Here is a 12,070-nt window from a genome sequence, read left to right as displayed (position 1 = left end):
TCCGTCTTAGTCGTCTGCGTCCTGACCGCCGGGCGCGTCGGGCGCGTCCGGGTCGAACGACGGGACTCCCTCCTGGGTCTCGGCCTCGATCGCCTCCGCCTCGGGGAGGAAGGGCGCGAGCTCCGGAAGCTCGTCCAGGCCGCGCAGGCCCATCCGCTCCAGGAAGTAGTTCGTCGTCCTGTACAGGATCGCACCTGTTTCGGGTTCCGTGCCCGCCTCCTCGACCAGACCGCGCTGGAGCAGGGTGCGCATCACACCGTCGCAGTTCACCCCGCGTACGGCGGAGACCCGGCTGCGGCTGACCGGCTGGCGGTAGGCGACCACCGCGAGGGTCTCCAGCGCCGCCTGGGTGAGCCGGGCGGTCTGGCCGTCCAGGACCAGGCGCTCGACGGCGGGCGCGTAGGCGGCGCGGGTGTAGAAGCGCCAGCCGCCCGCGACGAACCGCAGCTCGAAGCCGCGGCCCTGCGCGGTGTACTCGTCGGCCAGCTCGCGCAGGGCGTCCGCGACCTGCCGGCGGGGCCGCTCCAGCAGCCGCGCCAGGTGCTCCTCGGCGGCGGGCTCGTCCACGACCATCAGCATCGCCTCCAGGGCGGGCTTGAGGTCGAGACCGGCGGGCTCGCTCATGCCTTCTCCTCCTCGGGCTCCTCGGGCCGCTCCGGCGGGCGGTCGAACTCGTCGGTGACCAGCGGCTCCGGATCCGTCCGGCCGCCGGTCCAGCGCACGGTCAGCTCCCCCAGCGCGGTCTCCTGCTCCAACTCGACGGCCTTCTCCCGGTACAGCTCCAGCAGCGCCAGGAACCGGGCCACGACGGTGAGGGTGTCCCCGGCGTCCTCGGTCAGCTCCCGGAACCCGGCCTCGCCCAGCTCGCGCAGGAGCGCCACCACGATCCGGGCCTGCTCCCGCACGCTGACCAGCGGGGCGTGGATGTGGTCGACGTAGACCTGCGGCCGGGGTCTGGGCCGCATGGCCTTGACCGCCAGCTCCGCGAAGCCCTCCGGGCCGATGCTGATGACGACCTCGGGCAGCAGCTCGGCGTGCCCGGGCTCCAGGCCGACGGTACGGGGGTGACGCCGGGCCTCCTCGTCGAGCCGCTCGTTGAAGATGTCGGCGATCCGTTTGTAGGCGCGGTACTGCAGCAGCCGCGCGAACAGCAGGTCCCGGGCCTCCAGCAGGGCGAGGTCGGCCTCGTCCTCCACCTCGGCGGCGGGCAGCAGCCGGGCGGCCTTGAGGTCGAGCAGCGTGGCCGCGACGACGAGGAACTCCGTGGTCTGGTCCAGGTCCCAGTCCGGTCCCATGGCCCGGATGTGCGCCATGAACTCGTCGGTGACCCGCGACAGGGCGACCTCGGTGACGTCCAGCTTGTGCCGGGAGATCAGCTGGAGCAGCAGGTCGAAGGGGCCCTCGAAGTTGGCGAGGCGGACCTTGAAGACGCCGTCGGCAGTCGACTCGGTCCCGGCCGGGCCGGACTCCGGCGAGGCGGGCTCGGGCTCGGACGAGGCAGGCCCCGGTTCCGGCGCGGCCGGCTCGGGTTCCGGCGCGGCCGGCTCGGCATGCCCGGGTTCCGGCGGCTCCGCCTCAGCGGGCTCGGCGGGTACGGCGACCGGCTCGGCCGGCCCGGTACCCGGTCCCCGCCCCAGCGCGCGCCGACGGCCGGCCGGTGCACCGGGGGCAGGGGCTTCGTTCCAGGTCATAGCCCCCGCAGGCTATCGCTACCGGCCGCGCAGCCGGCGTACGAGGATGCTCGCGTCCCCGCGGGACTCCAGGTCGGCCAGGACCACGGCCACCGCCTCGCGGACGATCCGCCCGCGGTCCACCGCGAGCCCGTGCTCGCCGCGGAGCACCAGGCGGGCGTGCTCCAGGTCCATCAGTTCCTCGGCCGAGACGTAGACGGTGATCTTCTCGTCGTGCCGCTCGCGCCCGCTGGGCCGCCGGGTCGCCGACCGGCCGCGCTTGCGGGGCTGGGCCGCGGCCGGGGCCTCCTGCGCCGCCTGGCGGCGCACCGGGCGGCTGCGGGACTCGCCGGTGTCGGCGGGCTCGGCGTCCGCCGCCATGTGCTCCGCGCCCTCTCCGTCGCCGCCTCGGACGGGTACCGACGGCGGTACGTCCTCCCCGGCGGCCGTCTCGTCGCTCTCCCCGGCGGGAGCCGGCACCCGGGCCTCGCCGCCCGCCGCGCGCCGGGGAGTGGACGGCTGGAGCGCCGTCCCTCCTGTCGTACGGAAGAGTTCGTCGGCCCCGGGCAGACTCACTCGGCGTGACACCGGGCGAGCACCTCCCTGGCGAGCTGGCGGTAGGCGGCGGCACCGACGGAGTTGGAGGCGTACGTGGTGATCGGCTCACCGGCGACCGTGGTCTCCGGGAAGCGGACCGTGCGGCCGATGACCGTGTGGTACACGTGGTCGTCGAAGGCCTCGACCACGCGGGCCAGCACCTCGCGGCTGTGGACGGTGCGCGAGTCGTACATCGTGGCGAGGATGCCGTCGAGCTCCAGGTCCGGGTTGAGCCGCTCCTGGACCTTCTCGATGGTCTCGGTCAGCAGGGCCACACCGCGCAGCGCGAAGAACTCGCACTCCAGCGGCACGATCACCTTGTGCGCGGCCGTCAGGGCGTTGACGGTGAGCAGGCCGAGCGAGGGCTGGCAGTCGATCACGATGTAGTCGTAGTCGGGCAGCAGCGGCTTCAGGGCCCGCTGGAGCGTGGACTCGCGCGCGACCTCGGAGACCAGCTGGACCTCGGCGGCCGACAGGTCGATGTTGGAGGGCAGCAGGTCCATGTTGGGGACCGCGGTCTTCAGCAGGACCTCGTCCGCGGACATGCCCCGCTCCATGAGCAGGTTGTAGACGGTGAGGTCGAGCTCCATCGGGTTCACCCCGAGGCCCACCGACAGCGCGCCCTGCGGGTCGAAGTCCACGAGCAGCACGCGCCGGCCGTACTCCGCGAGCGCGGCGCCCAGGTTGATGGTCGACGTCGTCTTGCCGACGCCGCCCTTCTGGTTGCACATCGCGATGATCTTCGCGGGGCCGTGGTCGGTCAGCGGGCCCGGGATCGGGAAGTAGGGCAGCGGGCGTCCGGTCGGGCCGATGCGCTCACGGCGCTGACGGGCCGCGTCGGGCGCGAGCGTGGCCGCGTACTCCGGATCCGGCTCGTACTCGGCGTCGGGGTCGTAGAAGTGCCCCTCGGGCAGTTCGTCGTAGTCGGCGAAGTGGTTGTGGGGCGCGCCACTTCCGTCGCCGGCCATGGCGTTCACGTGATGGCCATCCATGCTCTGGTGTGCTGTCCCGGCCGTCCGCGGACCGGAACTCTGGTGGGCTGCGAAGGTGCGCACAGCTACGGAGCCGACAGCCTCGAATCCCGCGGGGCCCTGGCCCCGGACCGGCATTCCTGGTTGACCACCCCCGGGAGAAAATGTCGACTCATTCACAAGTCGTCTTACCTCCTTGGTGACCAGGAAACTTCTAGACAAGGTCAGCGTGGCACCATGCCGACGGTTGGCGACTCTATGGCGTGTCGGCGGTCCGCAGCAACACAATCCGCCGGACCCGGCAGGATGTGTCGGCAATGAAACATGTCGCTGTCAAGGGCGTACGGCCGTCGCACAGCAGGTTTCCAGGGTGTGCGAATCGGTCGAAGCGTTACGTTCGAGGCGAGTTGACCGAGAGCCGCAAAGTGACCATACACACATCCGGCCGGACCTTGTCGGGCAAGGTCCGGCCGGGTGCGCGGGATTGACGAGTCGTGTTGACGAATCGCCTTTTGGCGGGTGGTGACTTGACGACTCACCCGGTCGTTGCCTGCTGGCGCAGGTCAGCCGAGCAGCGACTCCAGCTCGACGTGCGGCAGGCCGTGGGCCTCCGCGACCTCCTTGTAAACGACCTTGCCGTCATGGGTGTTGAGACCCTTGGCGAGCGCGGCGTCGCGGCGCAGCGCCTCCACCCAGCCGTTGTTGGCCAGCGAGACGATGTACGGCAGCGTCGCGTTGGTGAGCGCGTTGGTGGAGGTGTTGGGCACGCCGCCCGGCATGTTGGCGACGCAGTAGAAGACCGAGTTGTGCACCTTGAAGGTCGGCTCGGCGTGCGTGGTGGGGCGGGAGTCCTCGAAGCAGCCGCCCTGGTCGATCGCGATGTCGACAAGGACACTTCCGGGCTTCATCCGGGCCACCATCTCGTTGGTGACCAGCTTCGGGGCCTTGGCGCCCGGGATGAGGACCGCGCCGATGACGAGGTCGGCGTCGAGGACGGCCTTCTCCAGCTCGAAGGAGTTGGACATGACGGCCTTGATCTTCGTCCCGAAGATCTTGTCGGCCTCGCGCAGCTTGTTGATGTCGCGGTCGAGCAGGGTCACGTCGAAGCCCATGCCGATGGCGATCTGGGCGGCGTTCCAGCCGGAGACACCGCCGCCGATGACGACGGCCTTGGCCGGGGTCACGCCCGGGACGCCGCCCGGCAGCACGCCGCGGCCGCCGACCGCGCGCATCAGGTGGTAGGCGCCGACCTGCGGGGCCAGCCGGCCCGCGACCTCGGACATCGGGGCGAGCAGCGGCAGCGCGCGGTTCGGCAGCTCGACGGTCTCGTAGGCGATGGCCGTGGTGCCGGAGGCCAGCAGCGCGTCGGTGCACTCCTTGGACGCGGCCAGGTGCAGGTAGGTGAAGAGGGTCTGGTCCTTGCGGAGGCGGTGGTACTCCTCCGCGATCGGCTCCTTGACCTTCAGCAGCAGGTCGGCGCTCGCCCAGACCTCGTCCGCGGTGTCCAGGATGGCGGCACCGGCGGAGACGTACTCCTCGTCCGTGATCGAGGAGCCGAGGCCGGCGCCCCGCTCGACGACGACCTGGTGGCCGTTGCGCACCAGCTCGTGCACACCGGCGGGGGTGATGGCCACCCGGAACTCGTTGTTCTTGACCTCGCGGGGGATGCCGACCTTCACGTCGATCACGGTCCTTGGCTCAGAGGGTATGGGGGTGCATTACAGACGTACCCAGACATGCGGGGGCATACCGGGAGACACCGCAGGGGAGTGCGGCAGAGCCAGTCTAATGAAGGTGTTCGAGCTGTCTAGCCTTTCATTGCATCAATCTTCGCTGGATGCGGTGCGGATTTCGCAGGCGTTAGCGTCTTGTTCCGGCCTTGCGTCGTCCTGCGGCGGCTCCTCCGCCAGCATGCGCTCCGCCGCCGCCCGGTGCAGCCGGGCCGCCGCCGGGTCGCCGAGGCGGTCCAGGGTGTCGGCCAGCCGCAGCTGCACCGCGGCCTGGAGCCGGGCGTCCTCGGCCCGCCGGGCCCACTCGACGGCCTCCTGGCAGGTGCGCAGCGACTCCTCGGGCCGTCCCGCGTACTCCTGCACCCGGGCGATCTCGCTCAACGCCCGCGCGCTGGCGGCCACATCGCCGCTCCGGCGGTAGCCGGCCAGGGCGGCCCGCCAGTTGCGCAGCGCCTCGCCGTAGCGGCCGGCGTAGGTGTGGGCGGTGGCGATCCTGCCGTACAGCCGGGCGGCCTCCGGGAGCTCGCCGCGGGCCAGCCGCTCGGCCAGCGCCCGGCCGAACCAGTCGGCGGCCCGGTCGTGATCGCCCAGCTCCTGGTGGGCGCCGCCTACGGATTCCATCGCGCGGCCGGTGGCGTACGGGTCGCCGGCCTCCCGTCCGGCGTCCAGCGCGGCCCGGTAGCGGGCCAGCGCCTCCCGGGTGCGGCCGGTCTGCGCGTCCAGGTCGCCCAGGTTCAGCAGGGCCGCGGCCTTCTCCCGGGGCAGCCCGCGCCGCTCGGCGACGTCCAGCACGAGGCTGTGCACCCCGTACAGGTCGGCGGCGGCGGCCTGGGTGCCGACATGGGCCGCCAGGGCCCGCACCAGCTGGGACATCAGCCGGCGGGCGAGGGTGTCCAGCTCGCCGTCGGCCACCGCGAGGCGCACCGACGCCAGCAGCGCGGGCCGCCGGATGCGCAGCCAGTCGGCGGCGGCCCGCGGGTTCGGGAAGCGCAGCGCGGGCGGCATGCCGTTCAGCTTCTCCCGGGCCTGCGGGCTGTCCGTCTCGGTGATCGCCCGGCAGGACTGGAGCAGCCGCACCGTCCGCTCCAGCATCCGGGCCCGGGCCAGCTGGAGCTCGGCGGGCCGCTCCTGGGTCTCGGCCAGGGCGCGCAGCAGCGGGTGCAGCCGGCCGGGGACCTCGTACTGGGGCAGCGGGGAGTCCACCGCGCGCAGCAGACCGAGGGCGGTGAGGTCGTCCAGGGTGGCCCGGGCGGCGTCGACCGAGCAGCCGGCCAGGGCGGAGGCGGTGTGCGGGTCGGCGAGGCCGGCCGGGGCGAGGCAGAGCAGCCGCAGCAGCCGGGCGGCGGGCCCGGGCAACTGGTCGTGGACGAGCCGGAAGACGCGGGAGAGCGGGGTCGTCTCGGTGCCCTCCGGGCCGTCCTCGGCGGCCGCGTGCAACCGCTTGGCGAGGTCGGAGACGGTGGCCTTGGGGCGGGCCGCGAGCCAGCCGCCGGCCAGCACCAGGGCGGCCGGGTGGCCCTGGCACGCCTCCACCAGGCTCTCCGCGGCGCGCGGGTCGACGGTGACGCGGACGGCGCCGGCGTAGCCGGTGAGCAGGTCCACCGCGGACTTGGTGTCGAGGCCGCCCAGCGTGCAGGGGCGGACGTCGGCGATCCCGGTGAGCGGGCCCCGGGAGACGGCGACCACCAGGCAGTCCGGGGCCTCGGGCAGGAGTGCGTCGACCTGGTCGGCGCCGGCCGCGTCGTCCAGCAGCAGCACCGCCCGCCGGCCGGCCAGGGCCGCCCGCAGGGCCGCGGCGAGGTCGTCCTCGGCGGCTCCGGCGGGGGCGGGCAGTTCCAGCGCCTCCAGCAGCGCGCGGGCCGCCCGCTCGACGGGCACCGGGGTGCCGTCGGGCTCGCTGAGCCGGGCCCGCAGCACCCCGCCCGGGTAGCGGCCGGCGACCCGGCGGACGAGTTCCTCGGCGAGGCTGGTGCGGCCGGAGCCGGGGCGGCCGGCGATGAGGAGGACGCGCGCGCGGGGCGCCTTGCGGCCGGAGAGGGTGTCCAGGCCGGCCCGCTCGATGTCGGCGCGCAGTTCCTTCAACTCCCGGGCCCGGCCCAGGAAACGGTCCTTCGGAGCCGGGGGCGCGGACAGCTCCGCACCGTCTGGGTCCACCGCCTGTTCCGTCACGGGCCACACTCCCGTCCCACCGCACGCGCAAGCCCGCCGGTGTCTTCCGGTACGGGCGTTTGCAGAGCCTAGTTCACGCTCTGCGACGTACCCGGAGGAGCGCGGCGAACGCATCGCCCGATCGGATCAGGCGATGGTCACACCAGTGGTCCGGACGGGTCCGGTCAGCTCTCGAAGGGGCGCGCGGGCCAGGGCGCGTCGGCCGGGCGCAGGGCGTCCAGCCCGTCCCCGCCGCGGGCGGCGACCAGGGAGAGCACGCCGACCACGAGACAGGTGTTGTGCACGTCCCCGGCCAGGATCCGGCGCACGAGTTCATCGACCGGCACGCGCGCGTGCTCCATGTCGGTCTCCTCGTGCTCCGCCGCGAAGCGCTCCCCGTCGGCCTCGGACAGCTCGCGGGCGAGGAAGACCCGCACGGCCTCGTCGCAGCCGCCGGGGGTGGTGTACACGTCGGTGAGCACCCGCCAGTCCTCGGCCTTGACGTGCGCCTCCTCGTACAGCTCCCGCTGGGCGGCGTGCAGCGGGTTCTCGCCGGGCACGTCCAGCAGGCCGGCCGGGATCTCCCAGAGCTTGTGCCGCACGGGGTGGCGGTACTGGTTGATCAGCAGGACCCGGTCCTCCTCGTCCAGGGCGAGGACGGCGACCGAGCCGGGGTGGACCTGGTAGTCCCGGCGGACCACCGAGCCGTCGGGCATGACCACCTCGTCGGTGCGGACGGAGGTCTTGTTGCCCCTGAAAGGCGTCTCCGTGGCCCGGATCTCCCACTCCTCGCGGGTGTCCTTGATCGTCATGCCCTGTTCCTTCCGCCTGCGCACAGTGAAACCGGGGTGCCCCACTTCCTACGAAGGTACGCACCCCGGCCACCGTACAACCGGCGTGTTACTTGGAGTTCTTCCGCTCGACGGCCGCCTTCACCAGACCGGCGAAGAGCGGGTGGGGGCGGGTCGGGCGGGAGCGGAGCTCCGGGTGGGCCTGGGTGGCGACGAGGTACGGGTGGACGTCGCGCGGGTACTCCACGTACTCCACGAGCTTGCCGTCGGGGGAGGTGCCGGAGAAGACGATGCCGGCCTTCTTCTCCAGTTCCGCGCGGTAGGCGTTGTTCACCTCGTAGCGGTGGCGGTGGCGCTCCTCGACGTACTCCTTGCCGTCGTAGACCTCGCGCACGATGGAGCCCTCGCCGAGCTTGGCCGGGTACATGCCCAGCCGCATCGTGCCGCCCATGTCGCCCTCACCGGCCACGATGTCCATCTGCTCGGCCATGGTGGAGATCACCGGGTGGGCGGTGGCCGGGTCGAACTCGGTGGAGTTGGCGTCGGGGATGCCGGCCAGGTTGCGGGCGGCCTCGATCACGATGCACTGCAGACCCAGGCACAGCCCCAGCAGCGGGATCCTGTTCTCCCGGGCGTAGCGGATCGCGCCGACCTTGCCCAGCACACCGCGGTCGCCGAAGCCGCCGGGGATGCAGATGCCGTCCACGCCCGCCAGCTGGGCCTTGGCCCCGGCCGGGGTCTTGCAGTCGTCGGAGGTGACCCACTTGATCTTCACCCGGGCGCGGTTGGCGAAGCCGCCCGCGCGCAGCGCCTCGGTGACCGACAGATAGGCGTCGGGCAGGTCGATGTACTTGCCGACCAGGGCGAGGGTGACCTCGTGCTCGGGGTTGTGGACGCGGTCGAGCAGGTCGTCCCAGGTCGTCCAGTCCACGTCGCGGAACGGCAGGTCGAGCTTGCGCACCACGTAGGCGTCCAGGCCCTCGGTGTGCACGACCTTGGGGATGTCGTAGATCGAGCGGGCGTCGGGGCAGGCCACCACGGCGGCCTCGTCCACGTCGCACATCAGGGAGATCTTCCGCTTGATCGCGGTGGGCACCTCCCGGTCGCAGCGCAGCACGATCGCGTCGGGCTGGATGCCGATGTTGCGCAGCGCGGCCACCGAGTGCTGGGTGGGCTTGGTCTTCAGCTCGCCGGAAGGACCGATGTAGGGCAGCAGCGAGATGTGCACCACGAAGACGTTGTCCCGGCCGACCTCGTGGCGGACCTGGCGGACGGTCTCCAGGAACGGCAGCGACTCGATGTCGCCGACCGTGCCGCCGACCTCGGTGATGACCACGTCGACCTCGTCGGTGGCCATGCGCCGGATACGGTGCTTGATCTCGTTGGTGATGTGCGGGATGACCTGCACGGTGTCGCCCAGGTACTCGCCGCGCCGCTCCTTGGCGATCACGGTGGAGTACACCTGGCCCGTGGTGACGTTGGCGCTGCCGTCCAGGTCGCGGTCGAGGAAGCGCTCGTAGTGACCGATGTCCAGGTCGGTCTCGGCGCCGTCGTTGGTGACGAACACCTCACCGTGCTGGAAGGGATTCATCGTGCCCGGGTCGACGTTCAGGTACGGGTCGAGCTTCTGCATCACGACACGCAGGCCCCGGGCCTTGAGCAGCATGCCCAGGCTGGAGGCGGTCAGACCCTTGCCGAGCGAGGAGGCGACACCCCCGGTGACGAAGATGTGCTTGGTCGTCGTGGATTTGGGCGGCATGGCCAAGAGGGGGCTCCCGTGGTCGCTGGCGGTGATGCGGTGCGGCTTCCGTCCCGGAGAGTTCCGGGGGTGCCGTCGCTGCGGTTCGGGGGGTTTTCTCCCACCGGTCCACGGGCTACCAGCGTATCAGCGCCTGAGCGAGATGGCTTCCGGCCACGCTCCGCGCTCGTCCGGGCACACCACGAGAACACTGGAGTCACTCTGGCAACTTTCGCACCGGTCCGGGCACACGGTTCTCACCCGGCGCTCACTCGTTCGGCCCATACGGGTTGCCCGGAGCGGCACCCGGATCATCTGCACGCGTCGTATCCTGCTCGGACACTCACTGCCGAGCCCGGCCGGTAACGACGGCACACCCCCGCCTGCAGCAACCCGGAACAACGAGAGCGCGGCAGTTCGTTGAGCAAGGACTGTCGTGTTGCCTAAGGGCTCGGCGGGCTGCTTTGCTTCACCGCTCAACGACACACAACAACGACCCTTGACCGCACTAGCGACAGCCCCCTGCGCGGGGGTGTGACGTGGCCGTTCGACTGGAGTTGCACGTGGCCGGGCGCATCGAAGACTACGCACTCATCGGAGACATGCAGACCGCCGCACTGGTCTGCCGGGACGGCACGGTGGACTGGCTGTGCCTGCCCCGCTTCGACTCGCATGCCATCTTCGCCGGCCTGCTGGGCACCGAGGAGCACGGCTTCTGGCGGCTCGGCCCGGCGCACGCGGCGGACGCCGAGCCGCCCACGGCCGCCCGGCGCGGCTACCGCGGCGACTCGCTGATCCTTGAGACCGAGTGGGACACCCCGCGCGGCACCGTACGCGTGACCGATTTCATGCCCCCGCGTGACGGCGCCCCCCAGCTGATCCGGATCGTCGAGGGCGTCACCGGCCGGGTGCCGATGCGCTCCGCGCTGCGGATGCGGTTCTCCTACGGCCGGGTGGTGCCGTGGGTGCACCGGCACGAGGGGCGCACGGTGGCCGTCGCCGGACCCGACTCGGTGTGGTTCGACACGGAGGCCGAGACCTACGGCAAGGCGCTGACGACCTACGCCGACTTCACCGTGGCCCCGGGCGACCGCATCGCCTTCACCATCTCCTGGCAGCCCTCGCACAAGGAGCCGCCGCCGCTGCCGGAGCCGGAGACCTCGCTGGAGGCCACGGAGGACTTCTGGCGCGAGTGGGTCGAGCACTGTACGTACCACGGGCCCTACCGCGAGGCCGTGATCCGTTCGCTGATCACCCTGAAGGCGCTGACGTACGCCCCCACCGGCGGCATCGTCGCCGCCCCGACGACCTCCCTGCCCGAGGACATCGGGGGCGTGCGCAACTGGGACTACCGCTACACCTGGCTGCGGGACGCGGCGATCACCCTGTCCTCGCTGCTGCGCACCGGCTACCGCGAGGAGGCCCGAGCCTGGCGCGAGTGGCTGCTGCGGGCGGTCGCCGGCGACCCGGAGAACCTCCAGATCATGTACGGCATCGCCGGCGAGCGGGAGCTGGGCGAGGCCGAGCTGGACTGGCTGCCGGGCTACGAGAACTCCGCCCCGGTCCGGGTCGGCAACGGCGCCGCGCACCAGCTCCAGCTGGACGTGTACGGCGAGGTCACCGAGGCCCTGCACCTGGGCCACATGACCGGTCTGGCCCGCAACGACTACGCCTCCCTGCTCCAGCTCAAGCTGATCCGCTACCTGGAGGACCACTGGCAGGAGCCGGACGAGGGCATCTGGGAGGTGCGCGGCCCGCGCCGGCACTTCGTGCACTCCAAGGTGATGGCCTGGGTCGCGGTGGACCGCACCATCAAGCTGATCGAGTCCGGGGACGCGGACGGTCCGCTGGAGCGCTGGCGGGAGCTGCGCGACGACATCCACCGGGACGTGTGCGAGAAGGGCTACGACAAGGAGCGCAACACCTTCACCCAGTCCTACGGCTCGAAGGAGCTGGACGCCTCGCTGCTGCTGATCCCGCAGATGGGCTTCCTGCCGCCGGACGACAAGCGGGTGATCGGCACCATCGAGGCGATCCAGCGCGAGCTGTCCACCCCGGACGGCTTCATCCTGCGCTACCCCACCGAGGGCGAGGACGCGGGCGTCGACGGCCTGCCCGGCGACGAGGGCGCCTTCCTGGCCTGCTCGTTCTGGATGGCGGACGACCTGGCGATGATCGGCCGGGTGGACGAGGCCCGCAAGCTGTTCGAGAAGCTCCTCGCGCTGCGCAACGACCTCGGTCTGCTCGCCGAGGAGTGGGACCCGCGGCTGAAGCGGCAGGTGGGGAACTTCCCGCAGGCGTTCAGCCACGTGCCGCTGATCGACACGGCACTGCGGCTGACCGCGTCCGGCGCGTACGGGGGGTAGCGGCCGTCGGTCGGCTGCGGGGACGTCGGGCCTGGTCGCGCCCCTTCGGGGGCGCGCGG

At 72.0% G+C, this 12,070-nt stretch carries 9 protein-coding genes; 1 reads left to right on the top strand and 8 read right to left on the bottom strand.

Features of this window, described 5'->3' with window-relative positions:
- Window positions 1–6: 6 nt before the first annotated feature.
- From scpB to ACSURM_RS28565, 8 genes are all read right to left on the bottom strand, one after another.
- On the bottom strand, window positions 7–624 hold the full coding sequence (gene scpB, locus ACSURM_RS28600; protein WP_359051278.1) for an SMC-Scp complex subunit ScpB: 618 nt from the start codon (window positions 622–624) through the stop codon (window positions 7–9).
- The gene (locus tag ACSURM_RS28595; protein WP_436958671.1) at window positions 621–1,691 is read right to left on the bottom strand and encodes a segregation and condensation protein A; all 1,071 of its coding nucleotides are present in this window, start codon (window positions 1,689–1,691) and stop codon (window positions 621–623) included. The genes scpB and ACSURM_RS28595 overlap by 4 nt, the downstream gene beginning before the upstream one ends.
- A gap of 18 nt (window positions 1,692–1,709) precedes the next feature.
- Complete coding sequence (locus ACSURM_RS28590) at window positions 1,710–2,258, bottom strand: hypothetical protein (RefSeq protein WP_436958669.1); 549 nt, start codon at window positions 2,256–2,258, stop codon at window positions 1,710–1,712.
- The gene (locus tag ACSURM_RS28585; protein ID WP_189996052.1) at window positions 2,243–3,376 is read right to left on the bottom strand and encodes a ParA family protein; all 1,134 of its coding nucleotides are present in this window, start codon (window positions 3,374–3,376) and stop codon (window positions 2,243–2,245) included. Before ACSURM_RS28585 ends, ACSURM_RS28590 begins: the two co-directional genes overlap by 16 nt.
- Window positions 3,377–3,801: 425 nt before the next feature.
- The gene (gene ald, locus ACSURM_RS28580; protein ID WP_436958668.1) at window positions 3,802–4,926 is read right to left on the bottom strand and encodes an alanine dehydrogenase; all 1,125 of its coding nucleotides are present in this window, start codon (window positions 4,924–4,926) and stop codon (window positions 3,802–3,804) included.
- Window positions 4,927–5,061: 135 nt separating this feature from the next.
- Entirely contained in the window at window positions 5,062–7,137 is a 2,076-nt protein-coding gene (locus ACSURM_RS28575) for a tetratricopeptide repeat protein (protein WP_436958667.1), read from the bottom strand.
- A gap of 164 nt (window positions 7,138–7,301) precedes the next feature.
- The gene (locus ACSURM_RS28570) at window positions 7,302–7,928 is read right to left on the bottom strand and encodes an NUDIX domain-containing protein (protein ID WP_436958666.1); all 627 of its coding nucleotides are present in this window, start codon (window positions 7,926–7,928) and stop codon (window positions 7,302–7,304) included.
- A gap of 88 nt (window positions 7,929–8,016) precedes the next feature.
- Entirely contained in the window at window positions 8,017–9,666 is a 1,650-nt protein-coding gene (locus ACSURM_RS28565; protein ID WP_436958665.1) for a CTP synthase, read from the bottom strand.
- Between the two features lie 542 nt (window positions 9,667–10,208).
- Between ACSURM_RS28565 and ACSURM_RS28560 the strand changes: the two genes are divergently transcribed.
- Window positions 10,209–12,011: a glycoside hydrolase family 15 protein gene (locus ACSURM_RS28560; protein WP_436961202.1), complete on the top strand. Its 1,803-nt coding sequence runs from the start codon at window positions 10,209–10,211 to the stop codon at window positions 12,009–12,011.
- Window positions 12,012–12,070: the final 59 nt, after the last annotated feature.

This window comes from Streptomyces sp. SudanB182_2057 (assembly GCF_964272715.1).
Lineage (GTDB): Bacteria > Actinomycetota > Actinomycetes > Streptomycetales > Streptomycetaceae > Streptomyces > Streptomyces rubradiris.
This window is presented reverse-complemented; position numbering and strand designations above follow the sequence as displayed.

What these genes read in the sequence shown, in the direction of transcription:
- scpB (WP_359051278.1), bottom strand. Translation starts at nt 624, where the DNA reads ATGAGCGAGCCCGCCGGTCTCGACCTCAAGCCCGCCCTGGAGGCGATG.
- ACSURM_RS28565 (WP_436958665.1), bottom strand. Translation starts at nt 9,666, where the DNA reads ATGCCGCCCAAATCCACGACGACCAAGCACATCTTCGTCACCGGGGGT.
- ACSURM_RS28595 (WP_436958671.1), bottom strand. Translation starts at nt 1,691, where the DNA reads ATGACCTGGAACGAAGCCCCTGCCCCCGGTGCACCGGCCGGCCGTCGG.
- ACSURM_RS28585 (WP_189996052.1), bottom strand. Translation starts at nt 3,376, where the DNA reads ATGCCGGTCCGGGGCCAGGGCCCCGCGGGATTCGAGGCTGTCGGCTCC.
- ACSURM_RS28570 (WP_436958666.1), bottom strand. Translation starts at nt 7,928, where the DNA reads ATGACGATCAAGGACACCCGCGAGGAGTGGGAGATCCGGGCCACGGAG.